A 26,288-nucleotide genomic window follows, 5' to 3' on the forward strand; every position below is an offset into this window, starting at 1 on the left:
CGTCACAGAATCAACGGTTGTCAGTCCTCGACAAACTCTGATGCATGATAACCTTGCGCGAACAGGGCGGCCCGCAAGGTGCCGTGTTCGATCCTGTTCACAATCTCTTTCCGCACGACAGGCTTGGCGTGAAACCCGATGCCGAAACCAGCCGCACGCAGCATGGGAAGGTCGTTGGCACCGTCGCCGATCGTCAGGGCCGCGTTCAGAGGGACGCCAGCGGCGGTGGCGATACGGATCAGATGGCGCAGTTTGGCGTCGGGACCGAGAATGGGCTCGTCAACCGTACCTGTCAGCACGTCATCCGTTACATTCAGGATATTGGCATGATTTTCGGCAAAGCCGCACGCTTCACCAACGCGGGTGGTGAACCATGTGAACCCGCCGGAGACCAGTGCCGTCACGGCGCCATGTGCCTTCATGGTCCGCACCAGCGTGCGGGCGCCGGGATTGATCTTCACGTCTTTCCACGCATCTTCCAGCAGGGAGGCAGGCAGATCGCGCAGAAACGCGACACGGTTGCGGAGTGAGGTCTGGAAATCGATCTCGCCATTCATGGAGCGGCGGGTGACGGCGGCGACTTCCTCGCCGACACCGGGCCGGAGGCGTTCGGCATGAGCCGCGATGTCATCCAGCGTCTCGTTGGCGACGATGGTGCTGTCCATGTCGGCCACCAGGATCTTTCTGCGACGGCTTTCAGTCTTGCTGCTGTACAGCACATCGACGGCGCGGTCAGCCAGCGCGAGGCGGACCGCGTCGATCTGCGCTGGCGTGAGTGGCGCGCAGGCGATATCGACAGCTTCGCCCGGCGAGAGAATGGTTGTCTCGCCCCCTGCTGCCAGCGTACTGGCCAGAGCGATGTCCTGGGGCGTGAGGGATGTGGCTTCGCGGTTCGCGACGAGTGTCAGAATAGCGCTCATGATGCTGCTGCGTGTGACAGGGTTGATGGCTGGAGGCAAGCGACAGGATGATGAAGAAAACGGACAACGGACGTTCGGCCCTGATTGTCGCGGGTCCGACATGCTCCGGCAAGTCCGCGCTGGCCCTCGCTCTGGGCGAGCAACTGAACGGCACCGTCATCAATGCGGATTCGATGCAGGTCTATCGGGAACTGCGTGTCCTGACGGCCCGTCCGACGCCGGAGGAGGAGGCCCGTCTTCCGCACAGGCTCTATGGTGTCAGTCCGGCAGGCGAAGCCCGCAGCGTGGCGTGGTGGCGGGTGGAGGCGCTCGCTGCGATGGAGACAGCATGGGCGGAGGGGCGGTTGCCTATCCTCTGCGGCGGTACCGGAATGTATCTGCGCGCCCTGACAAACGGGCTGGCCGAGGTTCCGGAAGCCAGTGCGGAGGCCCGTGAAGAGGCGCGGATGCTCGCGGCAGACCCGGCGGATTTACATGACCGGCTGATGGCGGTTGACCCGGACACGGCTGGAAGCCTGCGCCCCACCGATCCGCAGCGGCTGGCCCGCGCATGGGAGGTCTGGCGCAGCACGGGCAGGGGGCTGGCGTGGTGGCGTGTACAGCCCGGTCATCCCGCTGCGGATTGCCGGTTCGTGGCCGTTCGCCTCGATCCGGCGCGGGATGTGCTGCGTGCGGCGATTACCCGTCGTTTCGGCCTGATGATCGAACTGGGCGCGATTGAGGAAGTGCGCGCACTGCTGGAACAGCACCTCGACCCTGCGCTCCCGGCCATGCGGGCGCATGGCGTGCCGGAACTTTCGGCCATGTTGCGGGGAGAGATCAGCCTTGCCGCAGCGGAAGAGCGGGCGGTGCTGGCGACAGGCCGCTACACCAAGCGTCAGGCCACATGGTTCAACCATCAGCCTCTCGTCAGTCCGGGTGATACGATTATTATCGAAAACAGAATCAGTATAAATGAGCAACTTTTGAAAAGAAAAATACCGGAAATTATATCTTTCATGCAAAAACAGGTTGACGCTCCGGTGGGCGAAGCTTAAACCACCCCTCCACCGTCCGGCATTGACGCCGGAGGTCCAGCCCTGCCGATGCGCGAAATGCGGTCGGTTCAACACAGCAAACCCGGGTGAAAACAGGCTCCACAGAGACGGAAGCCCACCTTGCGGGAGACGACGATGAACGCCACCACACAGACGATTGCGACCCAGCCCGACGCCAGCACCACGCTGACCGGCGCCGAGGTGCTCATGAAGGTTCTTGTGGATCAGGGCGTCGAGGTCGTCTTCGGCTATCCGGGAGGCGCGGTCCTTCCGATTTACGATGCGCTGTTCCAGCAGGACCGCATCCGCCACATTCTCGTGCGCCATGAACAGGCCGCCGTGCATGCCGCTGAAGCCTACGCCCGCTCGACCGGCCGCGTGGGCGTGGTGCTGGTGACCAGCGGCCCCGGCGCGACCAATGCCGTGACCGGTCTGCTGGACGCGCTGATGGATTCCGTGCCCGTCGTCTGCCTGACCGGGCAGGTGCCTGTGGCGCTGATCGGCAATGACGCGTTTCAGGAAGCCGACACCACCGGCATCACGCGCCCCGCCACGAAATACAACTATCTGGTCAAGCGCCCGGAAGAACTGGCTCCTGTGGTCAACGAGGCTTTCGAGATCGCCCGCTCCGGCCGTCCCGGTCCGGTGGTGGTCGATCTGCCGAAGAACATCACCGTCGGCCCCGCGCCTTATGCCGCGCCGAGCCGCACGCCCCGCGCCTCCTACCAGCCGCGTATCGAGCCGGATCGCAAGGCCGTCGCTCGCGCCGTCGCTGCCATGAAGTCGGCCAAGCGTCCGCTGTTCTATGTCGGTGGTGGCGTGATCAATGCAGGCAAGGAGGCCTGCGCCGACCTCACGCGCTTCATCCACACGACCGGCTTTCCGTGCACGTCCACCCTGATGGGTCTCGGCGCGTTTCCGGGCAGCGACAGGCAGTTCCTCGGCATGCTCGGTATGCACGGCACCTACGAGGCCAATCTGGCGACGCATGACTGTGACGTGCTGATCGCTCTGGGGTCGCGCTTCGATGACCGTGTGACCGGACGTGTCGATGCGTTCTCGCCGCACTCCTTCAAGATCCACGCCGACATCGATCCTTCGCAGATCAACAAGATCATCCGCGTGGATGTGCCGATCGTCGGTGACGCTGGCCGCGTCATCGCCATGATGATCGAGGAATGGGACGCGCAGACCGCCAAACCCGACGTCAGGGCGCTGGAAACATGGTGGTCTCGCATCAAGGCATGGAAGGCGCTCGACTGCCTGCGCTTCACGCAGGACAAGTCCGCCGACGCGGTCATCAAGCCGCAGCAGGCCATCAAGCGCATCTATGAACTGGCTGTCGAGACAGGTCGTGAGACCTTCGTGTCCACAGAGGTCGGCCAGCACCAGATGTGGGCGGCCCAGTTCTTCAAGTTTGAAAGCCCGAACCACTGGCTGACCTCCGGCGGCCTCGGCACGATGGGCTACGGCCTGCCCGCCGCCGTCGGCGCGCAGGTCGCGCATCCCGACGCGCTGGTGATCGACGTGTCCGGCGAAGCCTCGGCGCTGATGAACATTCAGGAACTGGGAACCATCGCGCAGTATCGTCTGCCGGTGAAGATCTTCCTGATCAACAACCACTATATGGGCATGGTCCGCCAGTGGCAGGAACTGCTGCACGGCTCGCGTTACTCGGAGAGCTACAGCGACGCGCTGCCTGACTTTGTGAAGCTGGCCGAAAGCTTCCACGCCAAGGGCTTCCGCGCCACGAAGATGAGTGAACTCGACGACACCATCCGCGCTGCTCTGGAATATGATGGCGCGGCGGTGATCGACATCTGCGTGGCGGAGGGCGAGAACTGCTTCCCGATGATCCCGTCGGGTGCAGCTCATAACGAGATGATCCTCGGGCCGGAGCAGGAACAGCAGGGTGCCGAAATCACCGACGAGGGAAAGATGCTCGTCTAGAGATTTTCATTCCCGCGTGAGGCGCTGCCTGATTGAAGGAAGCGCCTCGCATTGTTCCCCGCTCTTCCCTTTTGCGCCCGGCGCGGTTACAGCCGCCCGGACGTCGTAACGGATCGGACTCCGGATTCACTCGATGAAGCATTTTTCTGACCTGTCGATGCCGACAGCCGCCTTCTCTCCCGACGGCCTTTCAGCCGGTGGTGACATCATCACCCGCGCCGTCATCTCCGTGCTGGTGGACAATGAAAGCGGCGTTCTCGCCCGCGTCGTCGGCCTGTTCTCGGGACGCGGCTACAACATCGAGAGCCTGACCGTGGCTCCCGTCGAAGGTGGTGGCACCCGTTCGCGCATCAACATCGTAACCTCAGGCACGCCCGAGATCATCGAACAGATCCGCGCCCAGCTCGACCGGCAGGTTCCGGTCTGCCGAGTTGCCAACCTGACAACGCTTGGTCCACATATCGCCCGCGAGATGGTGCTTGTAAAAGTCGTCTCCACTGGCGAGGCCCGCACAGAGGCGCTCCGCATTGCGGAAGCCTTCCGCGCCCGCGCCGTGGACACGACCGCAAGCTCCTTTGTGTTCGAGCTGACGGGGGCAAGCGACAAGCTGGACAGTTTCATCGAACTGATGCGGCCAATCGGGCTCGCTGAAGTTTCCCGTACCGGCGTCGCCGCGCTCACCCGCGGCTGCCGGACGCTCTGAGTTTCCTTTTCGGGGTGGACTTCCGGTTTCGCCCCGTATTCTGCACTGAAAGGCATAATCCATGTCCATGCGCGTCTATTACGATCGCGATGCCGACGTTAACCTGATCAAGAACAAGAAGGTCGCGATCATCGGTTACGGCAGCCAGGGCCACGCCCACGCCAACAACCTGAAAGACAGCGGCGTCAAGGAAATCGCCATCGGCCTGCGTCCGACGTCCTCCGCCGTCGCCAAGGCGGAAGGCGCCGGCTTCAAGGTGATGACGCCTGAGGAAGCCGCCAAGTGGGCCGATGTCGTCATGGTTCTGACACCGGACGAAGGTCAGGGCGCGCTCTACAAGGAGTCCCTTGAGAAGAACCTGAAGCAGGGCGCTGCTCTTGCGTTCGCTCACGGTCTGTCCATCCATTTCCGTCTGATCGAAGCCCGTCCTGACCTCGACGTGTTCCTGATCGCACCGAAGGGCCCCGGCCACACGGTTCGTTCCGAATATCAGCGTGGCGGCGGCGTTCCGTCCCTCGTCGCCGTGGCGCAGAACGCTTCCGGCAACGCTCTGGAGATTGCTCTCTCCTACGCTTCCGCCAACGGCGGTGGCCGTGCAGGCATCATCGAGACGACCTTCAAGGAAGAAGTCGAGACCGATCTGTTCGGTGAGCAGGCTGTTCTCTGCGGTGGCCTTGTCGAGCTGATCCGCGCCGGCTTCGAGACGCTGGTCGAGGGCGGTTACGCTCCCGAGATGGCTTACTTCGAGTGCCTTCACGAGATGAAGCTGATCGTTGACCTCATCTATGAGGGCGGCATCGCGAACATGAACTACTCCATCTCCAACACGGCTGAATACGGCGAATACGTCACCGGCCCGCGCATCGTCACACCTGAGACGAAGGCGGAGATGAAGCGCGTTCTGACCGACATTCAGGACGGCACGTTCGTGCGCAACTTCATCCTTGAGAACCAGTCGGGCAACGTCGGCTTCAAGGCCATCCGCGCCCGCAACGACGCCCACCCGATCGAGGCCACCGGCGAGAAGCTGCGCGCCATGATGCCGTGGATCGCGAAGTCCAAGCTGGTCGACAAGACGAAGAACTGATCACCGCATGAACCTCCGGCGTGGGTGACTGCGCCGGGGATTGTGTGAGAGAGGCTTTCCGCTGGTGTTCCCGGTGGAGGGTCTTTTTTGTTGGGGCATGCGCGGGGCTTTGCCCCGGACCCTACAAAGGGACGCGGTCCCTTTGATCCCGGTTTTTTTGTGGGGGGGCTGTCTGCTTATTGACGTCAGAAGAACTATTGGAGTTCTCCATAAGCGGTATACATCTGGGCAAATACAGGCATGTATATCCTGTCTCTCTTGACCGGCTCGGCGATCATGTCGCCGGGCTGATGCCCCGTCTTCGAGCACACGACTTTCCGCGTCACAAAAGCCGCGCGTTTGCCGTTGATGGAAACGTTCGCCGACCCCTCGACAATGGTTCCGGTCGCCGACATCATGCCGGAACCCGCGCGCTCGCCGATCTCCTCTGCTTTCGACCCAAAATATCCGCCCGCGACCGCATTGACCGCAAGCTCATCGGCCGTCACCAGAACGCCCGGCGTCCAGACGTGATCAAGAGATCAGTCGGGTTTATTTCCCTCTTCGAGAGCTTTCTTCCTTTTCTGTTCCTCTATTTCTTTTTTGTTTTTTTCAAATATCTCTAACAGTCTTCTCCTCTGATCTGTCATGCCACCAGTTATTTGCAACCTAAAATGTGCATAAGCTCTTTCAAGATCTCTAAGGCCTCTAAGTCCATGCTCTTCAAACAGAATGCGATAAGTAGATGTATTACATTTAACAGGCTCTGTTATTTTTTCATTTTTTGCATCTCTAATGAGTGGTATCATACTATTTTTCAGATATCCGACATATTCATTTACATCACAATATTTATTCAGAACGAATTCAAGTTCTTCAGCGGTCTTTCTGATAAGCGCCTGATCCATCATTCCATCACTCTCTTATTGGTTATTTTACCTATCTTGACAGGCTCGCTCCACTCGCTCCGGTTCAGAATCAGTGTCTGCCCGGCTCCTCCGTCCCGCGTCACCAGTCCCCCAAGTTCTGACGTGGGAGCAACTCGGCTGGTAAAAACAGTTACTTTGCCGTTCGGCGTCGCTCTGTATATGTCATAGACATCGGACTCGCTGATCACAGGCAGACCGCAATAATCGGACGTGGTTTTCCCCGACGCCCGAGCTTCCTGAAGTCCCTCCTCCGTCGTGAAATATGGAGAATATGGAGAAACGCCACTTCCCGCAGGAACTATTTTTACCAGATAGGATGAGGCCTGACCTGAGGATAACTTTCGTCACAAGAGGGCGTTGCCAGACCACATAGCGTCCAGACGTGATCAGGAGATCAGCCGGGTTTATTTCCCTCTTCGAGAGCTTTCTTCCTTTTCTCCTCTTCTATTTCTTTTCTGTTCTCTTCAAATATAGCGAAAAGTTTTTTTCGATCTTCTGTCATTCCTCCAGTGATTTCGTGTTTAAAATTCGCATACGCATCTTCAAGATCATCAAACTGACTGAGCCCTCTCTCATCAAACAGGATTCCTCCAGGAACATCTCCCCATTCAACAGGTTTTGTTATCTTCCCTGCTTTTGCATCATCAACAAACGGCATCATACTGTTTTTCAGATACCCGGCATATTCATTTACATCACAATATTTATTCAGAACGAATTCAAGTTCTTCAGCCGTTTTTCTGATAAGCGCCTGATCCATCACTCCATCACTCCCTTGTTGGTTATCCTGCCTATCTTGACGGGCTCGCTCCACTCACCCCGGTTCAGAATCAGCGTCTGCCCGGCTCCTCCATCCCGAGTCACCAGTCCTCCAAGTTCTGACGTGGGAGCGACCCGGCTGGTATAGACAGTTACTTCACCGTTCGGTGTCGTTCTGTATATGTCATAGACATCGGACTCGCTGATCACAGGCAAGCCAAAGTGATTGGACAGGGTTTTTCCTGATGCCTGAGCCTCCTGCAGTCCTTCTTCCGTCATGAAAAATGGAGAATGTGGAGAAACGCTGTTCCCTTCAGGAACTATCTTTATCATAGAAGACGACGTCTGACTGGATGACGGTAAGGATGATCCGGATCGAATCTGATCAATAGCTCTTCGTTCAATCCTATTGAATTTTGACGTTGGGTCGGCCTCTTGTAATTTTTTTATATATGCTTTTCCCTCATCTGTACCCAAGTAATCCACAGCATCTTTTTCACTAACCCCGTTTGTCTTGAATGTCCGGGTTTCCTTTAAGTCTTCAGCATATTTCTCTTTCAGATACTTCGTTTTGTAGAAATTCTCTCCCTTCGGCCCGAGGCTTCTCCGCTCCATCGCCTCGCCGAGCACCTTGCCTCCGGCCTTCAGGCTCCCCGTCAGTCCCTTTTCCGCGACAGCCTGCAGCGCTGGCCGCACCGCCCGCAGCAGCCCGCCTCCCGCCGGAAGCAGGGAGGCGATGAAAACAGCGGTCCGCACCCGATCAGGAACCTCCGGATTCACCTTCAGAACCTGCTTCTTCGGAGAGCCGATAAAAACATTCGACGAACCCGAAATCACCACCCCGCCGCAGACGATCCTGTCGCCCACGCGCGCGGCAGGCTTCCCGTTGATGAACACCGTCGACGCGCCTTCGGCGATCATGTCGCCGGGCTGATGCCCCGTTTTCGAGCACACGACTTTCCGCGTCACAAAAGCCGCGGGTTTGCCGTTGATGGAAACGTTCGACGACCCCTCGACAATCGTCCCGGTCGCCGATGTCATGCCGGAACCCGCGCGTTCGCCGATCTCCTCTGCTTTCGACGCAAGATATCCGCCCGCGACCACGTTGACCGCAAGCTCCCCGGCCGTCACCAGAACGCCCGCCACAAGAGGCGTCGCCAGACCGCCGGAAACGACTTCGGCGGCCACTGCCGAGGCAACGGCTCCCGCAACGACCGCGACGCCGACAGTCGCCGCAAAGCCGACAGCCGCGCCCGCGAGGAAACCGGTCATCGCCTTGCTGTGACCGATCGGATCACCGAGACGGGCGGCGGCGGGCATGGATCAGTTCGTGGTCCGGGCAGGGGAACGGGGGCGGAAACCACTGATGATGCTCATCAGCGTTCGGTAGGTTCCGCTCGGCATCGGCGTGGCGTGAGTGGCTGTGAAAATCAGAATGCGCCGGTCTCCAGCGGAACGGCAGGTGGTGATCTGGTCCATGCTGCCTTCCTCGGACGTCCAGCGGGTCAGAAGCGCCTCGCCGGAACCGTCTGCCCAGTCCACCGGCAGGCGGGCTTTCAGCTCGAAATCCGGAAGATTGTCTTTCAGACGCGTCAGTTCGCTTTCCAGATAGTCCGGGATGCTGACGCCGACCGGAAGGATATCCCTTGAAATCACCAGGCTCGCCGCTTTCTCCTCATCCCCTCTGATCCGCAGGACATTGAGCGTCTGGTCCTCCCATGTTCCGGGAACATCGGCGGGCAGGGAGCCTTCGTTAAACAGGAAGGTCGAAGAGGAGTCGTCGTTTGCTACCGATGTCATTCTGATGCTGCCAGAGTCCGGAAACGCGCATGGCGCCCGGAAGACTGGCCATGACGACAGATATTAACTACTTTTTTGTCTGCTGCTCATGACCTGAGAAGTCAAGGACAGCCAGTACCCTATTTGGGTATTGTCTGTTCATCCTGCACCAACGGTTTCCATAGCCCCGGATAGATAGCGTTGACTGAGAGACATGTCCGTCCGGTTCGCCGAGTGACAGATACAGACCCGACCTTCCGCTGCCCCCGAAGCAGACACGAGGTTACATCTACTTTGAATACAGAAAAGTTTTTGGTGAAGCCTTTTACAAAAAGCTTTAAAAGCGTCCCGTCAAAGCAAGATGCACAAACCCTCAACGCCAAAAGCATTGCAGATTTACAAACCACATTTTCAGGAAAATAACTGGCGCACCCGAAAGGACTCGAACCTCTAACCCCCAGATTCGTAGTCTGGTGCTCTATCCAATTGAGCTACGGGTGCGTCGTGGCGGCCTTATAGAAAGGAAGCGGACAGCGCGCAATCCCCTAATTCATTTTTCTGAAATTTTTTCCGCATTCCCCGGAAAATCCTCGTTTATCGCGGGAATCTCTCCACGCCCGCAGAAGACATCTTCGGTGAAAAGAGCGCCGGATATTTCGGGTGACAGCCTGATTGCACCGCTTTGGAGCGCGGAGAGTGGCGCCAGTGCGGCGGCCTCCCCGTGCTGGAGGGCCTGAAGCACCGAAGGCCCGTAGCTGTCGAGCAGATCAGTCAGATAGGCTTCTGCGCCGTCGATGATGCGCTCCAGCATCGGAAAATTCTGCTGACTGAGTCCGCCGGGAGCAAAGCGCGGGCGAAGGGGTATGACAGAGGTGTCGTAGCCGGTGACCTGCCCATGCGGCGCGGTGAGAATGGCCTCAAGGAAAATCGACGCTTCATGCCGGAACGCAACCGCGCGCTCACCACTGGCCAGCAGGCCGAAAGCGAGACCGCCGGTTTTCTCCGCACGCCTCGTACCCGGTTCGGCGGCCATGTAGAAGCCTGTGAATGACACATCCAGCGCGGTCTGGAGGTGGCGCTGGATAGTGCCGCCATAGCCGATGTCAACCACGCCGCGCCTGATCTCTGTGCCCACCTGAATCCCCTTTGACGCCGCCCACGCCTGCAACTCGTCCCGGGTGGTGCGCGCCTGCTGGAGGATGGTCTCGCGCAACAGCAGCGTCAGGTTGCGTGTGGTGGCCCGGTCTTCAGGGAGCGCCACGATCATGTCGTGCAGAGGATCGGTCGCAGGGACGATCACGCCAAGCCGTGCTGCGAGCAGATCGGCCATGCTGCCACGATAGCCGTCACCGGCATGGAACAGGCTTTCCGGATCGAAGCGTGCCGCCTGGGAAGCGGAGATCGCAACACGGCGCGAGATCGGGAACACGGTGCCTTCCGGCAGATGCGGCAACCAGCGCGTGCGGAGAAGCGTGTAAAGGCGGCACAGAAAATGTCCTTCACGCGACAGGAAATGCAGGTGCTCAAGCCCGGCAAGAGCGGGATGCAGCGCCAGACGCGCGAGGAAGGTTGCCAGAAGCGGCCCAAGCAGCACGCGCCCTACGGTTTCGGGCGAGGTCAGCGTGATGGGAGTGGTCAGGCTGGCCGCGTGACTGCCGGGTGTGCCCGGTTCGAGGAAAGGCGAGGCAAAGAGCTCGGAGACCAGTGGCCCAAGCAGAATATCGCCTGCCAGCCGTCGTTGTTCCGCGTGGCGGCGCGCTGTGTCCGGCGGGCTGGCGAGACAGTCGAATACATGCGGCGCCAGCGGTGACAGACGCAGCATGTTGAGGCCGGACAGCACATGGTGATGGCGTATCCGCAGGTCCGCCGTGCGCTGGATATCGGCCTGCTCGTTGTCGCCGACATGCAGAAGCGTGTCGGTCTGTTCCGTGGCGCGGAGAAGGTCCCACATATCGCCGCGATCCTTGCGGGCAAGGCATTCCGACGACAGATAGATCCCGTCGATCAGAGGCAGGATGCCGGTCCGCTCCAGAACGGGATCGAGTTCGGCGCGCGTCAGATAGGTGTCGCTGACAATCAGCGTCCTTTTGCCTTCAGCCCGCGCCAGTCTGAGCGCCTCTACGACCACCGGGCGAGGGCGCAATACGTTCTGGTCGATCCTCACTTCTTCGGAGCGGGCCAGCGTCAGTGCTTCATCGGGCCAGCCTGTCAGGGTGGCGAGCGCCGTATAGATGTCATTCAGCGTGACATCGTCCGTGCCGAACAGGGCTTCACGGGCTGCGTGTTCGGCCTGTTTGCGGAGAGACAGAAACTCCTCTCCGGATGGGGCAAGCTCGGGAAATGTGCGGACAAGACGGTCCGCGACGGCGTGATGGATCGTGTCGGGCGTAAGGGCGATCCGTGTGAGCAGGGTATCGAACAGATCGAAGGACACCGTCGTTGCTGCGTGGATGGCGGCACCGAGATCCTTCGGAGTCAGTCGCTCATACAGATCAAGGTTGCGACGCCCGTAGCCGACGCGGACAAGACCGGCGCTGCGGTCATATTCATCAAGACGATGCCCTGTGGAACGGGCGACGAGGCCGATGCAGCGTTCGATGGCGTGGGCTGTCGTGCCGTCCGTTTGTCCGCTTTCTTCCGGAAAATCCTCCGATGACCATGGAAGCTCCAGAAGGGGAGCCAGAGCGCCCGACCGGGCCCAGAACATGCCGCCCGCCGGATAATCGAAATAGCCGTCTGGGGGCGTGATGTTCAGTCGTTTCAGAAGAGGTCGTGCGGCGGCCTTGCTGGTCAGCCAGGTCCACGCCCACCACGGCACGGCAGGGCCGGGTGCAGGCTGGAGCACGCCAAGCGCCTCATCCTCCATAAAGCGTCGCAGGATGCCTGCCACGCCCTGTTGCGTGGGGAGGAGCGTGTCCAGCAGCGTATCCCGCCACTCCTTCTGTTCGGTGCCGGTATAGAGCGACTTTTTGGTATGGAGATGCAGGAACAGGTCGTGTTCGAGGAGCGCATTCCGCCAGCAGGACAGGAGAGGACCGAAATTGCGTCCCCGGTTCGGGGCGACGCGGATGAAGCATTGGACATCCGGCAGATGGTCCGCAATCAGCGTCCCGATATGGTCGGATTTCTCCTCGCTGTCGGTGGTGATCAGCAGGGAGTACGGGCAACCGAAATATTTCAGGCGAGGCAGGATGCTGTGTTCCAGCACGTCAGGGTAGAAAACGTGGACAGCGACGGCAATGCGGGGGCAGGGAGACGGAAAGGCGCTCAGGCGTGTGGGGACGGTATCCTGTTGATCATTGTGCAGCAGGCGGTCGTGCGCGCCTTCAACGCTCCGTCCTTCTTCGATGCCATCTGTAAGGTAATGCTCCAGCGCGTTATCCGTGCCGGGCCGGAGGTGCCAGCAATGCTTCAGATAGCATGAAGTGCTGAAGAGCGGTCCGGGATCGAGCTGGCGTCGTGTGCCTTCGGTCAGAAAATGCCGGATGAGATCATCGGTATCCCGTTCGCAGGGAGGCAGGCGGCTGGCGTACCATGCCGCATCGAACAGGCCGGATCGGGAGATGAGGCTGTGGAGGGTGCTGATCCTGTCATCCGGGACGGTGCTGGTCATGACTGACTTGTCTCATGACGGGCAGGAACGGGCAACATGCGCTGCCTGTTGCCTGTCTCTGAAAGACTGACCTACTATCGGTTCCGTCAAAGACTGCGGTGTGACGGAAAACGGATTGATCACAGTGAACAGGAAGCCCGAAACCCAGTCTCCTGACCGGCGTGGCGACATTCTCGAAATGGCGGCGCAGCTTTTTGCCGAGCGCGGTTACAGGGGCACTTCCATCCGCGATATCGCGGATCGCGTGGGGATGCTGCCGGGGTCTCTCTATTACCACATCACCTCCAAGGAAGCCCTGTTCGTTGAAATTCACGACAAGGCGATTGATGCGGCGGCTCATCGTGTCCTGAAGGCGATGGAACCGTTTTCCGATCCCTGGAAACGGCTGGAAGTCGCCTGCGCGGAAATGCTCGACCTCCAGCTCAGTCCGGACCACCTGACGCTCCCGATCATGAACAACCTGCATGCCGTGCCGGATGACGTGCGCGAGGCGCTTGTGCGGAAGCGCGACGACTATGAAATGATCTTCCGGCGCATTGTCGATGACCTGCCGCTGCCGGACGGGATTGACCGGAGTGTGTATCGTATCCTCCTGCTCAAGATCCTGAACACGGCGGAAAGCTGGTATCGGGAGGGCAGGCTCAGCCGCCTGGAAATAACAGCCCAGATTGTCGCTATATTTCGGCACTGAGTTGTGATTTTTCAGGAGAGTGGTCAGTCAGAGAGGCTGATAAGAGATCAGGAATTGATGTGGAAACAGCCTGTCGGTCTGCAGGCGTCTCCATGGGAAAGGAGTGACGCGACATAGCTTCACCCTTTTCAGAACGACGCTGTTCAGGCAGCATCCGCGCCATGAAAGACCTGACCGATATCCTGATTTCCCCCATGCTTCCGCTTGTCAGGAAGCTCGATCCCGAGCAGGCCCACACGCTTGCCATTGACGCCCTGTCTCTTGGTGTCGGCGTTCCGGCCAAACGCCAGAAAGATGACCCGGCACTGGCCGTGCGCACGCTGGGCATGCGCTTTTCCAATCCCATCGGCATGGCGGCGGGCTTCGACAAGAATGGCCGGGTCATCCGTCCGCTGGCGCGGATAGGGTTCGGGTTTGTGGAGGCCGGCACGGTGACGCCCCGTCCGCAGGCTGGTAACCCGAAACCGCGCCTGTTCCGGCTGGATGAAGACCGCGCGGTGATCAATCGCATGGGCTTCAATAATGAGGGTATCGACCGGTTTGCCGTGCGTCTGGCAAAGCTTCAGCGTGGCAAAGGCTATCATCCCGGCGTGCCGGTGGGCGCCAATCTCGGCATCAACAAGGTCGGCGCTGACCCGGAGAAGGATTACCCGGACCTGATCTGGCGCGTGAAGCAGTACGCCGATTATGTCGTGCTGAATCTGTCGTCGCCCAACACACCGGGGTTGCGCTCGCTTCAGGGGGCGGAGCGTCTGGCGGGACTGCTTGCCGCGATTTCGGCTGTGCATAAAGAGCGCCCCCCTTTGCTGGTCAAGCTGGCGCCTGATCTGGCGGATGAGGAAATCGCACCGATTGTGGAAGCTGCCGTTGCGGGTGGCGCGGATGGTCTGATCATCAGCAACACGACGCTGGCCCGCCCGGCGACCCTGCGCAGTCGTTTCGCCGGTGAGGCGGGCGGCCTGTCCGGTCGTCCGCTGCGGGAACGCGCGCTGACCATGCTGAAGGAGGTGGCGCGCCTTGTGGACGGACGTCTGGCGTTGATCGGCTGCGGCGGGATCGAAACTGGCGCCGACGTGGTGGATCGTATCCGCGCCGGTGCGGATCTGGTGCAGGTCTACTCCGCCTTTGCCTATGAAGGACCGGCTCTGGTCGGACGCCTCAAGCGCGAGGTGCTGACCATCCTGCGTGAACAGGGCGTTGAATCGATTGGTGACCTGAAGGGAGCTGACCTGTGAATCAGGGAAAGATTGAGGCGCTTCAGGGTATTACGCCGCTGCTGGATCGCTACGATGGCTTTATCGTCGATCTCTGGGGGACCGTGCATAACGGGGTTCGGCCGTTCCCGGGCGTGATCGACTGCCTTCGCGCTCTGAAGGAGCAGGGCAAGCGCATTGTTCTGCTGTCCAACGCGCCGCGTCCGGCCGCCATTATCCGTGGCCAGCTGTCGACAATGGGTGTGGATGACACGGTGTATGACGGGATCATCACCAGTGGGGAGGTGACCTGGCGGGTTCTCGCCGGGTGCACCGATCCATCGGTGGCGCGTGCATGGCCCTGGGTGGAAACTCTTGGCAAGCGTGTGTTCCATGTTGGCGGCCAGCATGACCTGTCGATGTTCGATGGGCTGGGTGTGGAGCTTGTCTCCAATCCCGCGGATGCGACGTTCGTGCTGAACACAGGGCCAGACGAGCGCCGGGGACAGACGGAACTGGAGCCATATCTGGAAATTCTCTCGGCCTGCGCCGTGCGTGACCTGCCGATGATCTGCGCCAATCCGGATATGGAGGTGATGCGCGATGGCGTTCGCCTGATCTGCGCGGGACTGCTGGCGAAGGCGTATGAGCAGAAAGGTGGCGTTGTCCACTGGATCGGCAAACCCTTTTCGCCTGTTTACGAACCGGTGTTCGAATTGCTTGGTGACATACCGAAAAACCGGGTTCTGGCGGTAGGTGATGCGTTGGCCACCGATATTCGGGGCGCCGCGAGTGTTGGTGTCGATGCGCTGTGGGTGCTGGCGGGCATTCATGGTGAAGGGCTGGCCGATGATCCGGCTTTGGCGCAGGCGGAGGCAGATGCGGCCGGGCTGGCTCCCGTAGCGAGCGTGCCTGCATTTGTTCTGTAGAATTCCGGAGTAATCGTTCTCTGGTCTCAAATTTTTTTTCGCGGAAATTCAAAAGCGTCTCTTCAGGATCAACGTTTTTGTAGTGCCTGCCTGATTTTCCGACATGATCTCTTGCAGAGGCGCGGCAGCTTTTATGCCGTGCCTTTTTTATGAACAGGACACTACGCGTCAGAAGGAGCGGGGGCGTTCCGAAGCAGTGGAAAAGATGCCTTCAGGGTGGCGGAAATGAATAAAATTGCGAATGAATATTATTTTCATGTATAGCAGAGGTCGAATGCCATCTCTTTATCGTAAGGATCGTTCTGGTGCTGGTGCATATTCCCAAGGTTCTGACCCAGGAAGAACTTGTTCATTGTCGCAAGTCTCTTGAGCAGTCGGAATGGGTTGACGGCAAGGTGACGGCGGGTGAGCAATCGGCAAAAGCAAAATATAATCTGCAGATCCCACAGGATTCCGAAGTGGCCCTTGAGTTGGGGGACATCATTCTCAGGGCGCTGGGCCGGAGTGCGCTCTTTACGACTGCCGCCTTGCCGTTGCGTGTCTTTCCACCGCTGTTCAATCGTTATGATGAAGGCATGCGGTTTCACGCGCATGTGGATAATGCCATTCGCCCTTTGCCTGAAACAGGTTTTCGGATCCGGACGGATGTTTCCTCCACCCTGTTTCTCAGTGATCCGGAGGAGTATGAGGGCGGTGAGCTGGTGATCGAAGACACATACGGCAGCCATAAGGTAAAATTTCCAGCTGGCGACATGGTTCTGTATCCGGCTACCAGCTTGCATTCTGTGGCTCCCATCACGCACGGAAGCCGTTGGGCCTCATTTTTCTGGACGCAGTCTATGGTGAAAGATGATGGAAAAAGAACGCTTCTTTATAATTTTGATCAATCCATCATTGCGGTGCGGAGCGATCTCTCAGACGATCATCCTGCTGTTCTTGGACTGACCGCGACCTATCATAATCTCGTCCGGGAATGGGCGGAACTATGATGAGGTGAAAGCGGTTTGCTTGCTCTGGTATCAAAAGATTTCAGGATATGTAACGAGCGCCTTACTGCTCTTTGGAGAGGTTGGAATGTGAGGCATTTTTGTCACAAAGGGCAAATAGATCATGGCATGTTCTGTTACGCTGAACCTTTAGAGGTTTTATTAAATATAATTAAAAACAGAGTCTTATAGAGTGTAGAATAATTAGGATGCCTTGTGGACATTCTTTGCAATAGAGAGACCGTGTTCCGACATGAAAAAGATTGTTTTAGATATTGCGAATCATTATCGATTGCAGATAACTGAACTCGCAATATCAGGTAACATTTACTGAAGACGCGAGCCGGTTGCGGCCAGCGTCAGGAGCACGGAAATGAATCAGTCTGCGCGGGTGGCCGGGCGCACACCCAAGGTCGGTCTGGCTGTTGCGGTCGGTATGTCCGCCGGGTTTGGTGTGGGAGAAGCAGAGGCGCAGACCGCCCGGACGACAGAAACCACAGAGGCCGAACCCTCCATTGTCCTGCCGACCCTCAAGATCAAAGGTCAGCAGGACGAAGGCGTGGCGGCAGGCAACACGAACAGTTCTTCGCTGGGGATTGCCCGTCTGCCGACTTCTGTCCGTGACACGCCGCAGACCATCAATGTTGTTCCTCATGAGATCATCAAGGAACAGCGTGCTTTTACACTTGATCAGGCTCTTGCCAATGTGCCCGGTATTACGCTCTCCACAGGAGAAGGTAATGGCGGAATGAATGGTGACCAGTTCCGTATCCGTGGCCTTCAGGCCAGACAGGATATGTATACGGACGGTCTGCGTGATTTTGGCACCTATACCCGCGATATTTTCAATACTGAAGATGTTCAGGTCATCAAGGGACCATCGGGGGAATATTTTGGCGCGGGCAATGTTGGAGGCGTCATCAATCAGTCTCTGAAACATGCGCATACGGGAACTGATTATAACTACGACCAGACTTTCGGAAGCGCATCGATGTATCGTGGCGCCGGTGATGTCAATTATCAGATTACCGACGATATCGCACTACGAATCAACGGAATGTACAATCGACAAGGCGTGGTGGACCGGAAAAACACAACGTCCAATCGTTATGGAACAGCCGTCGATCTTGGCGTGGGTCTGCGCAGCAAGACGTCGTGGCATCTGAACTGGCAATGGTTCAACTCCGATAGCACGCCGGATTATGGTGTTCCCTTCGTTGAGACATCGGCAGGGTTCTATCGTCCGATTACAAGCCATGGTCTCGCACGGGACACAAGCTATGCAAGAAGTTTTGACCGTGACAAGAATGATGTTCACGTACTGACGTCGCTCATCAAATCTGAAATCACACGCTGGTTTACATTTACAAACGATACGCGTCTTACAAAATATCAGCGCGAATATGCAGCGACAACTCCAGGAAATTGTACAATCGCCAGTGGGTGCGCTACATCGTTTTTCGCCGGACGGGACACAATACTTCCTTATGGTGCCGGCGGCGGCGTCGGATATCGTCAGGACGGCTGGGCCGCACAGGACGTCATGATGGGAACGGCCCACGTGAAAACAGGGATTGTTTCTCAGGAAATCAAGGCGGGTGTTGATATAGAATATGCGTATGACAACCGTCATTATGGTTCATGGGCAAATCGCCTGAACAATCAAAGTCTGTTTAATCCGCAGTATAATTATCCCAATACAAGTCTCTCCTTTCCTGCATCCGGACAGAGGGTTTCGACCTCGCGTGATCTTGGACTTTTCTTCTCAGACCGGATCAGGGTAGGCAAATACGTCACCCTGTTCGGCACGGGACGGTGGGATTCGTTCGTCACGACATTCAATTCGGCCTCGATGGATACAGGGACCCAAAGTCAGAGAGCTGACCGCTGGAGCCCTTCCGGTAGTATCATTGTAACGCCACTTGAAACACTCTCGTTCTACTTTACGTTTTCCCGATCTTACAAGCCGATCGGTACTGATGTTGCTGGCACTGTCACCAATAATGTGAACTCGAACGATGTTGCGAGTGACAGTAAGGATTTCAAACCACAAAAAAGCGATCTCTTCGAGTTTGGCACAAAAGCCGACTTCTTCAACAAGCGACTGGGCACAACCCTGTCCTTCTTCCGGATCAATGAAACAAACAGTTATTATACCGATATGAACGGTGACATAGTGACTGGCATGGCTGACATGGGAAGCGGTCGCCGTATCCAGGGTGTCGAACTGACATTGACCGGAAAAGTTACCAAAAACTGGTATGTCTACGGTTCTTATTCCTACATGGATGGAAAGGTGACACACAGCGTTGCGGATCATGGCAAGGACGCACCGATGGTGTCTCACAACAATTTTGCGGTGTGGACATCCTATGACCTGTCCGATGCATTGCTGAATCAGGGCTGGGGGCATCTTAAAGTTGCTGGCGGCGCCCAGTACGCCTCTGCTTACTGGGCAGGGCCGACTACAACCCAGAATTATCGTGTGCCCTACATGTTTAATCTGAATGGAATGGTTTCCTGGGAGATGAAACATTACCGGGTGTCTTTCAACGCCAACAACATCACAAACCGCCTGAATTATGGCTCAGCTTTTTCGGGAAGAGCGGTGCCGGCGGCTGGCAGGACTTTTATCGGCAATGTCGGTCTCACATTCTGAAGAAAAATCCCGCATGGACAGAGAAAGATCCATCTCAGCGCTTCTGGCGCTGGGGCAGATCTGCCTGAATCATGGTGATGAAGAAAGGGCATTCGGCCTCTTCGAAGCGGCTGCTCGCAGTGGTTCGGCTGATGCGCTGAATATGCTGGGAAGAGCGTATGAGCGTGGTTGGGGTGTCAGGCGTAACCCTGCTGTAGCAGGCATGTATTTTCAGATTGCCGCTGAAAAGGGAAATGGCTGGGGGATGTTCAATCTTGCCGATCTCTGTCTTTCAGGAGAGGGAGGTGAGAAAAACCCTGTTATGGCTTATTGGCTTTATGCGGAAGCTGCGCGGAAAGGTGTTGCCAAGTCGCTGAACATGCTTGGGCTTTTGCATGAGGATGGATTGTCGGGACAACTGAATCCTGAGGATGCAGAAACTTTTTTTCATGCCGCTGCGATGGCGGGTGACTGCTGGGGGTTCGTCAATACTGGCCGTCTTCATCTTGTAAAAAACGAGATAAAGGAAGCCGCTTTTTCTTTCAGAAAAGCGCTGTCCCTTGGTTTCTGTGACGTCTTTCTCGCAGTGAAGGCGGTTTTGGAAAGTATTCCTCTTCACCCGGATCTTTGTCCTGTCCTGTTGGAATCGGAAAAACTTATTCGCGCCTCTTCCTGTCAGACGCAGCCTGTTTCGGGGAGTGAAAGTGCAGAGGCAGGTCACATGGCCTCAGCGGATATCATATTTTGAAAATATTCTGTCATTTACTCACAGGAGGTCTTTCATGACTGCTCTCTCCTTCTCTCCATGGGATATGTTTCTCAATGCCGGACCCGTCGTGCAGAGCGTCATGATGGTTCTGGCGCTGGGTTGTATGCTGACCTGGACAGTTGCTTTGGCCAAGACAATCGAATTCACGTATGTCCAGCGCCGTCTTGCAGTTGCAAAACGCGGCCTGCGACAGGCTGATACACTGGACCAGTGTGATGAGGCTGCCTGTTCGGGAGTGGCTCTTGCCATGATCGGCGCAGCCCGGGAAGAGGAGCAGGCATCTTCCGATATCGAAGACGATGCTGACGGCATCAAGGAACGTGTCGTTCTTGCACTCGAGCGTCTGGAAGCCGAAGAGGCCCGGCGGTTAATGAAAGGGACCGGCCTTCTCGCCACCATTGGCGCGATCTCGCCCTTTGTCGGTCTGTTCGGCACCGTATGGGGGATCATGACGTCGTTCACCGGTATTGCGGCGACAAAGGCGACCAGTCTTGCCGTGGTTGCGCCGGGCATTGCCGAAGCTCTGTTGGCGACGGCGATCGGACTGGTTACGGCCATTCCCGCCGTGGTGATTTACAATGCGCTCTCCCGGCGGACAGTGACATGCCGCGCTCAGGTGGCCGACGTGGCGGCTCTCGTCCTGCGTCTGGTGTCGCGTGATCTTTCGCGCATGCGGTCGCTTCTGGCCACGGGGCAGGTGGTACGGCTGAGCGCCCGCAATGCTGTTGCGGAGTAAGGGAGCATGATCCGTATCCGCCATGCTGATGAAACCCCGCATGAAGCGAGTGAAATCAACGTCACGCCGTTTATCGACGTTATGCTGGTGTTGCTGGTGATCTTCATGGTGACCGCGCCACTGACCACGGTGAATGTTCCGGTTGATCTGCCGTCATCAACGGAAAAGCCAGCGCCGAGACCAGAGAATCCGGTCTTTCTGACTGTAAAAGCGGACCACGGTCTGGCTCTGGGTGAGGACGATATCACACCTGAAGGACTGGGCGCAGCACTGGCAACCGCGACCAAGGGCGACAAGGACCAGCGGATTTTCCTGAGAGCAGACAAGACCGTTGATTATGGAACGCTGATGGGTGTCATGGATAAGCTGAGGTCTTCAGGATATCTCAAGGTTGCGCTTGTGAATCTTCAGGGTCATGAAGAAGGTGCGGAGCCGGATATGGCTCCGGCCTTCAGGCAGACGCCGGCTGCAAGCTCAGCCGCAACGCCATGAGCATATTCCTCGTCACAGATGATGATGGTTCTGAAGAATTCTCGTTTGCAGAGCGGGAAGATCTCAGGCGCCATCTTGAAGGGCGCCGTGAAAACATACGCTGGGCTGTATCCTTTCTGGTGGTGGCAGGCGTATCGCTGGGGGTGGTCTGGGCAGTCACCATGGTGCCGCGCGTGGAAATACCTGTGGATGCCCCCCCACCCGCAGCGATTGCGATTGACCTGGCGCCTCTTCCCGCAGCTGCTCCGACGCCACAGACAGACACTCCGTCGGGACCGCAGCAGACACAGGAGCAACCCGTTCCTGAACCTGAACCATTGCCCGCACTGACTGCGCCTCTTTCTCCTGCACCCAATCCACCGGTTCCTCTGCCGAAAATGGAAAAACCTCATCCTATCAAGAAGAAGGTCAAGGCTCTGGCTGTTCCTCAGAAGCCGCAACCGGTAAAGCTCCCGACTGCTTTGGACAATACAGTTCCCCCCTCTTCGGTGGCGCCCCTGTCGCAGGCTGCGGCTGCGCCGGTTTCCGCGGCGTCATCTTCGCGAACGTCACATGAAAAAATGACCTGGCAGGGTCAGGTGCTTGCCCAGCTTGAACGCTACAAGCGTTACCCTGCCGAAGCGCAGTCCAGACGACAGGAAGGAGCGCCGCTTCTGTCCTTCTCCATGGACCGGAAAGGACATATCCTGTCAGCGAAGATTATAAAAAGCTCTGGCTATTCAGTGCTGGATCAGGAAACGTTGGCATTGGTCAGACGCGCGGAACCATTGCCTCCTCCTCCTGACAGCGTGCCGGGTGAGCCGCTGACGCTGACGGTTCCGGTAGATTTTTATGTGCATGAATAAACGGTCACGGTCTATTTTTTTATGAAAGTTCCTGTGCCTAAATTGTTTTTCCTCTATTCATGAGCGTCGTTCCAAGCGAAGCCGTCACGATGGCGGCGATGCCGAGCCAGTCGGGCAGTGGAAGATGCTCACCGAGCAGGAGCATGCCCATGAGTGCGCCGACTGCTGGCTCTCCACTGGTCAGCACGCTGAAAGTTTTTGTCGGAAGTCGTCGGAGCGCATACATTTCGAGTGAATAGGGAAGGGCGCTTGAGAGAGCGGCAAGCGCCAGAGCATCAGAAATGATGTGGGGATGAAGCAACTGCTGCCCGAGATGGGTGATGCCGAAAGGTAGAATTGTCAGAGTGCCCGCAATCATTCCCAGAGAGGGCGCATAGGAGCCAACCGCAGCCCCGGCTTTCTTGCCAGTCAGAATATAGATAGCCCAGCAGAGCCCCGCTCCGAGCGCAAAACACATGCCGGTCGGGTCGATCGGATGGGGATCATGTCGTAGCGGCAGTAAAAGAAACAGACCGATGACGGCCAGTCCCGTCCATAGAAAATCACTTTTGTTGCGGGAGAATGAAACAGCCAGCACCAACGGCCCCATGAATTCCACAGCAAGGGCGATGCCAAGAGGAATTCGTGCAATAGCCATATAAAACAGCATATTCATGATTCCGAGGGACATGCCGTAAGGGAGAACGGCGGGTAGCGCGCGGAGTGGCGCCCTGACGCGCCAGATGCGCATGATGACGGCTAGAATGATCGAGGCCAGGCCAAGTCGCAGGACTGTTGTTGCTGCAGGACCGATCAGTGGAAACAGGGTTTTGGCAAAGGATACGCCGGTGGTGATGGAGACCATGGCGAGCACAACCGCGCCGGGAGGCAGGAGTTCGGTTTGTGTCTGACGGGAGAGGAGCGGTGAACGCATGATCAGTATCTTGCTGTGGTGATGATCGTAAAGCTATTGCAAGAATGGTGGAGAGCGAAAAGGCAGGAGAGATAAATTTTATCGTAGGCCGTCATGGTATTGCCATCTGCCGCAAAAGAATCAGTGCGCGCCCCGGTAATGGTGAAACGGGTGGGCGGCAGAATGGGGCGTGAAATGAGGCCGTGTCAGTCGCGACAGTTAATGTCGTTGTAAGAAATTCTCTGATATAGATAAGGTATATTACTCAAAATATTTGCGTTCTATAGAAAATCGAGATCAAGGCCCGGTCCTGCCGGGTCTCTGAAACGAGGAAATAATCCCGTCGCAGAGGGGATGAGCGGAAACTGTCCCTGATCGATAATGATAGAGGTCAGACTATTGAGCGTGTGCTTGTGTACGGGTCACTGCCGAACAACCCGAGACATTCTGAAGGTGGAGAACAGCAGGTAAGGTTGAAAGAAAAATTCTCAGATACTTTATAGTGGTTATGGGAAGTGAATTTTCGTCAAGTCATTCAAATGATACGGTTTTTAATTTTAATATCGTATTATCGTTATAATCGATGACCAGGAGACATATTCCCGCAGATGGAGTGTGTCAGGTGAGTTCAAGGCGGGATCTTCCGCCAAATCGAGCGGCAGACGCTCTCAAGTGATGGATTTATCAAAAGAGCATAAAATTATGAAAGGAAAAAAGCGATAAAAATGAAATATGTTTTTTATATCAATATGTTAAAATAATATCGTATTTTCCGATATGGCTTATGGGCATTATCTATTGGTTTGATGTCGTAACGTATGCCACGGTTCAGGAATCAGGCGGATCACAAACGGTTTGCTGGTTTGAAGGGCGTGCATGGTGTTTACCAGAATGCTGATTGGCTCGGACTTTGTCGAAGGAGCAGGAGAGAAGGAAAAGCTCTTCGCGCCGATGACGGGGGAGATCATCATGGAACTGGCAAGCGCATCGACGGAACAGGTTGAGGCTGCTGTGCGGGCTGCTGAGGAAGCCTTTCCGGCCTGGTCCATGACGACGCCAGCCGAACGCTCCATGTATCTGCTGCAGGTGGCTCAGGCCATTGAGCGTGATGCCGACATATTTGCTGAACTCGAAGCAAAAAACACAGGCAAGCCTCGTCATCTGATATTGAGTGATGAAATTCCGGCTATCGCTGACGGTTTCCGCTTCTTTGCCGCAGCAGCGAGAAACCTGAGTGGTCCCATTGCAGGAGAGTATCTGGCGGGCCACACCTCCATGTTGCGGCGCGCGCCGGTTGGAGTGGTGGCGTGTATTGCCCCCTGGAATTATCCATTACTGATGGCGACGTGGAAACTTGCTCCGGCTCTGGCTGCGGGCAACACATGTGTGATCAAGCCTTCTGAAAACACGCCTTTTACACTGCTGCATCTTGGGAGAATTTTTGCGGAGATCGTGCCTGCGGGAGTCGTCAATATCGTTCTGGGGAGAGGTAATTCTGTCGGGCAGCAGCTTCTGGACCATCCGGATGTCGCCATGGTGTCACTCACGGGAGATATTGCGACCGGCAGAAAAGTCATTGCAGCCGCTGCGCGGTCAGTGAAACGAACACACCTTGAGCTGGGAGGTAAAGCTCCCGTCATTGTCTATGATGATGCTGATATGGAGGCAGTTGTTCAGAGTGTTCGGACTTTTGGATATTACAATGCTGGACAGGACTGTACGGCTGCATGCCGGGTCTATGCTGACGAGAAGGTTTATGATCGTCTCGTCGCTGAACTGACAGCCTCAGTTAAAAAGATTTCTTTTGGAAAGAAGGATGACAAGAAAAATGAGATCCCGCCTCTGATTTCAGCGCGCCAGCGCTCACGGGTGGCGGCCTTTGTCGAACGTGCTGCGGAGCTTCCTCATGTCGAAATCACAACGGGTGGCGACATGATTGATGGTGAAGGTTTTTTTTATAAACCGACAGTCATTGCCGGGGCTCTTCCCGGAGACGAGATTGTCGAACGCGAGGTTTTTGGGCCGGTCGTCTCCGTGACGCGTTGCCGGGATATGGATGCTGTTATCAGGAATGTGAACAATTCGCCCTACGGACTGGCCTCTTCTGTATGGACCGGAAATATTCGTCGTGGAATGGAAGCTGCATCACGTCTTCGTTTCGGCTGTACATGGGTCAACACGCATTTCACACTGGTTAATGAAATGCCGCATGGCGGATTCCGGAATTCCGGTTACGGCAAGGATATGAGTCTTGGATCGATTGAGGATTACACCGTGTCCCGACATGTCATGGTAAAATGGAACTGACAATAATGACGGATGATTCTTCCTTGCATGAGCCTGCGGTCAGGCTGACGGCGCTGACAAAATCTTACGGTCATGGCAAGCCGGTTCTGAAAGGGATTGATCTGACCATCCGGCGTGGAGAGTTCTTTACCATGCTGGGTCCTTCCGGTTCAGGAAAGACCACCACACTGCGTCTGATTGGCGGGTTTGAAATGCCGGACTCCGGTGAGGTTTTTCTGGGCGACACAAAGGTGACGCGTCTTCCTCCATACAGACGTGATGTCAACACGATGTTTCAGGATTACGCATTATTTCCCCACATGAGCCTTCAGGAGAATGTTGCCTACGGTATGAAGATCAGGGGAGTGGGTGCCGCTGAGCGCGCCGATCGCGCCACCAGGGCGCTCGCAATGGTGCATCTGGAAACAGTAGGAGATCGTCGTCCTTCTCAGCTTTCAGGTGGCCAAAGGCAGCGTGTGGCGCTGGCTCGTGCTCTGGTTAACGAACCCTCCCTGATCCTGCTTGATGAGCCGCTGGGAGCCCTGGATCTGAAATTGCGCCGCGAAATGCAGGTGGAGCTCAAGAAAATCCAGAAGCAGACGGGAATAACCTTTGTGTATGTTACGCATGATCAGGAAGAGGCGCTGAGCATGAGTGACCGGATTGCCGTCTTTTCGGAAGGCGTCATCGAACAGATCGGGACGCCGGAAGAGTTGTATGAACGGCCTGCCAGTCATTTCGTTGCCCGTTTCATCGGGTCGTCCAACATCCTGAATGAAAACGGACAGGACATTCTGCTGCGTCCGGAAGATATCCGTCTGGAACAGCAGGGATATGAAATGGCTTCTGATGAGGCGGGTCTGTCCGGTCTTGTTCAGGAGATTTCCTATCTCGGGCCGGTTACGCGCTGCCGCGTGGCTGCATCCGGGGGTGGGACGGATGTGACCACCATGGTGCCGTCCCGTCAGGCGCGTGGCTTGAGTGAAAATATGGCCGTTACGGCTGTATGGTCCAGGCGGGATGCTTATCCTCTTTCAGCATAAGGAAGTTTAGGGAATGGCTTATGTTACCATGA

24 protein-coding genes and 1 tRNA gene are annotated in these 26,288 nt (G+C 56.9%); 15 read left to right on the plus strand and 10 right to left on the minus strand.

All coding sequences use genetic code 11. The annotated features are described in order from the left end of the window. Positions 1–20: 20 nt before the first annotated feature. The gene (gene serB, locus A0U92_RS01365) at positions 21–920 is read right to left on the minus strand and encodes a phosphoserine phosphatase SerB (protein WP_077814180.1); all 900 of its coding nucleotides are present in this window, start codon (positions 918–920) and stop codon (positions 21–23) included. Between the two features lie 47 nt (positions 921–967). Between serB and miaA the strand changes: the two genes are divergently transcribed. Next, complete coding sequence (gene miaA / locus A0U92_RS01370; RefSeq protein ID WP_077811667.1) at positions 968–1,957, plus strand: tRNA (adenosine(37)-N6)-dimethylallyltransferase MiaA; 990 nt, start codon at positions 968–970, stop codon at positions 1,955–1,957. A gap of 68 nt (positions 1,958–2,025) precedes the next feature. On the opposite strand, the gene A0U92_RS18100 is transcribed toward miaA, so the two are convergent. After that, the gene (locus A0U92_RS18100; RefSeq protein ID WP_236748218.1) at positions 2,026–2,166 is read right to left on the minus strand and encodes a hypothetical protein; all 141 of its coding nucleotides are present in this window, start codon (positions 2,164–2,166) and stop codon (positions 2,026–2,028) included. Between A0U92_RS18100 and ilvB the strand changes: the two genes are divergently transcribed. The 3 genes from ilvB (at position 2,165) to ilvC (ending at position 5,697) form a co-directional block, all read left to right on the plus strand. Next, the gene (gene ilvB, locus A0U92_RS01375) at positions 2,165–3,907 is read left to right on the plus strand and encodes a biosynthetic-type acetolactate synthase large subunit (protein ID WP_408736106.1); all 1,743 of its coding nucleotides are present in this window, start codon (positions 2,165–2,167) and stop codon (positions 3,905–3,907) included. The two genes, A0U92_RS18100 and ilvB, sit on opposite strands and share 2 nt — an antisense overlap. 157 nt (positions 3,908–4,064) lie before the next feature. Then, positions 4,065–4,610, plus strand: coding sequence for an acetolactate synthase small subunit (gene ilvN / locus A0U92_RS01380; RefSeq protein ID WP_187668903.1), 546 nt, complete (start codon positions 4,065–4,067; stop codon positions 4,608–4,610). A 67-nt stretch (positions 4,611–4,677) separates the two neighbouring features. Continuing rightward, positions 4,678–5,697 (plus strand): ketol-acid reductoisomerase, encoded by a 1,020-nt coding sequence (ilvC, locus tag A0U92_RS01385; protein ID WP_077814181.1) that lies wholly within the window; start codon positions 4,678–4,680, stop codon positions 5,695–5,697. Between the two features lie 194 nt (positions 5,698–5,891). On the opposite strand, the gene A0U92_RS01390 is transcribed toward ilvC, so the two are convergent. The 7 genes from A0U92_RS01390 to A0U92_RS01420 all read right to left on the minus strand — a co-directional run bounded on the left by A0U92_RS01390 (position 5,892) and on the right by A0U92_RS01420 (position 12,756). After that, on the minus strand, positions 5,892–6,185 hold the full coding sequence (locus tag A0U92_RS01390; protein WP_077811670.1) for a PAAR domain-containing protein: 294 nt from the start codon (positions 6,183–6,185) through the stop codon (positions 5,892–5,894). 33 nt (positions 6,186–6,218) lie between these two features. Then, the gene (locus A0U92_RS01395; RefSeq protein WP_077811671.1) at positions 6,219–6,587 is read right to left on the minus strand and encodes a hypothetical protein; all 369 of its coding nucleotides are present in this window, start codon (positions 6,585–6,587) and stop codon (positions 6,219–6,221) included. Between the two features lie 412 nt (positions 6,588–6,999). Continuing rightward, positions 7,000–7,368, minus strand: a complete 369-nt coding sequence (locus tag A0U92_RS01400) for a hypothetical protein (protein WP_149026348.1) — start codon at positions 7,366–7,368, stop codon at positions 7,000–7,002. Further along, positions 7,365–8,684, minus strand: a complete 1,320-nt coding sequence (locus tag A0U92_RS01405) for a PAAR domain-containing protein (protein WP_077811673.1) — start codon at positions 8,682–8,684, stop codon at positions 7,365–7,367. The genes A0U92_RS01400 and A0U92_RS01405 overlap by 4 nt, the downstream gene beginning before the upstream one ends. A 3-nt stretch (positions 8,685–8,687) precedes the next feature. After that, complete coding sequence (locus tag A0U92_RS01410) at positions 8,688–9,164, minus strand: DcrB-related protein (protein ID WP_077811674.1); 477 nt, start codon at positions 9,162–9,164, stop codon at positions 8,688–8,690. A gap of 403 nt (positions 9,165–9,567) precedes the next feature. Then, a tRNA-Arg gene (locus A0U92_RS01415) sits at positions 9,568–9,644 on the minus strand. Between the two features lie 49 nt (positions 9,645–9,693). Beyond that, the gene (locus A0U92_RS01420) at positions 9,694–12,756 is read right to left on the minus strand and encodes a rhamnan synthesis F family protein (RefSeq protein ID WP_077811675.1); all 3,063 of its coding nucleotides are present in this window, start codon (positions 12,754–12,756) and stop codon (positions 9,694–9,696) included. Between the two features lie 124 nt (positions 12,757–12,880). Between A0U92_RS01420 and A0U92_RS01425 the strand changes: the two genes are divergently transcribed. The 9 genes from A0U92_RS01425 to A0U92_RS01465 all read left to right on the plus strand — a co-directional run bounded on the left by A0U92_RS01425 (position 12,881) and on the right by A0U92_RS01465 (position 22,035). Further along, complete coding sequence (locus A0U92_RS01425; RefSeq protein WP_077814182.1) at positions 12,881–13,447, plus strand: TetR/AcrR family transcriptional regulator; 567 nt, start codon at positions 12,881–12,883, stop codon at positions 13,445–13,447. 161 nt (positions 13,448–13,608) lie between these two features. Further along, positions 13,609–14,682 carry a quinone-dependent dihydroorotate dehydrogenase gene (locus tag A0U92_RS01430; protein ID WP_077811676.1) on the plus strand — a complete coding sequence of 358 codons (1,074 nt, stop codon included), beginning with the start codon at positions 13,609–13,611 and terminating at the stop codon, positions 14,680–14,682. Next, complete coding sequence (locus A0U92_RS01435; protein ID WP_077811677.1) at positions 14,679–15,569, plus strand: TIGR01459 family HAD-type hydrolase; 891 nt, start codon at positions 14,679–14,681, stop codon at positions 15,567–15,569. The genes A0U92_RS01430 and A0U92_RS01435 overlap by 4 nt, the downstream gene beginning before the upstream one ends. A 305-nt stretch (positions 15,570–15,874) precedes the next feature. Beyond that, positions 15,875–16,558, plus strand: coding sequence for a Fe2+-dependent dioxygenase (locus tag A0U92_RS01440; RefSeq protein WP_077811678.1), 684 nt, complete (start codon positions 15,875–15,877; stop codon positions 16,556–16,558). 370 nt (positions 16,559–16,928) lie between these two features. Next, a complete protein-coding gene (locus A0U92_RS01445) occupies positions 16,929–19,214 on the plus strand; it encodes a TonB-dependent receptor (protein ID WP_077811679.1) in 2,286 nt (761 codons plus the stop codon). A 13-nt stretch (positions 19,215–19,227) separates the two neighbouring features. Continuing rightward, positions 19,228–19,941, plus strand: coding sequence for a tetratricopeptide repeat protein (locus A0U92_RS01450; protein WP_077814183.1), 714 nt, complete (start codon positions 19,228–19,230; stop codon positions 19,939–19,941). Between the two features lie 34 nt (positions 19,942–19,975). Then, a complete protein-coding gene (gene exbB / locus A0U92_RS01455) occupies positions 19,976–20,698 on the plus strand; it encodes a tonB-system energizer ExbB (RefSeq protein WP_077811680.1) in 723 nt (240 codons plus the stop codon). A 6-nt stretch (positions 20,699–20,704) separates the two neighbouring features. Beyond that, a complete protein-coding gene (gene exbD, locus A0U92_RS01460) occupies positions 20,705–21,190 on the plus strand; it encodes a TonB system transport protein ExbD (RefSeq protein ID WP_077811681.1) in 486 nt (161 codons plus the stop codon). Then, positions 21,187–22,035 carry an energy transducer TonB gene (locus A0U92_RS01465; RefSeq protein ID WP_077811682.1) on the plus strand — a complete coding sequence of 283 codons (849 nt, stop codon included), beginning with the start codon at positions 21,187–21,189 and terminating at the stop codon, positions 22,033–22,035. The genes exbD and A0U92_RS01465 overlap by 4 nt, the downstream gene beginning before the upstream one ends. A 37-nt stretch (positions 22,036–22,072) precedes the next feature. On the opposite strand, the gene A0U92_RS01470 is transcribed toward A0U92_RS01465, so the two are convergent. Beyond that, positions 22,073–22,948 (minus strand): EamA family transporter, encoded by an 876-nt coding sequence (locus tag A0U92_RS01470; RefSeq protein ID WP_077811683.1) that lies wholly within the window; start codon positions 22,946–22,948, stop codon positions 22,073–22,075. 858 nt (positions 22,949–23,806) lie between these two features. On the opposite strand from A0U92_RS01470, the gene A0U92_RS01475 reads away from it, so the two are divergent. Both A0U92_RS01475 and A0U92_RS01480 read left to right on the plus strand, forming a co-directional pair. Then, the gene (locus tag A0U92_RS01475) at positions 23,807–25,234 is read left to right on the plus strand and encodes a gamma-aminobutyraldehyde dehydrogenase (RefSeq protein ID WP_187668904.1); all 1,428 of its coding nucleotides are present in this window, start codon (positions 23,807–23,809) and stop codon (positions 25,232–25,234) included. A gap of 5 nt (positions 25,235–25,239) precedes the next feature. Continuing rightward, positions 25,240–26,256 carry an ABC transporter ATP-binding protein gene (locus A0U92_RS01480; protein WP_077814184.1) on the plus strand — a complete coding sequence of 339 codons (1,017 nt, stop codon included), beginning with the start codon at positions 25,240–25,242 and terminating at the stop codon, positions 26,254–26,256. The last annotated feature ends 32 nt before the right edge of the window (positions 26,257–26,288 follow it).

Source organism: Acetobacter aceti (genome assembly GCF_002005445.1).
Lineage (GTDB): Bacteria > Pseudomonadota > Alphaproteobacteria > Acetobacterales > Acetobacteraceae > Acetobacter > Acetobacter aceti_B.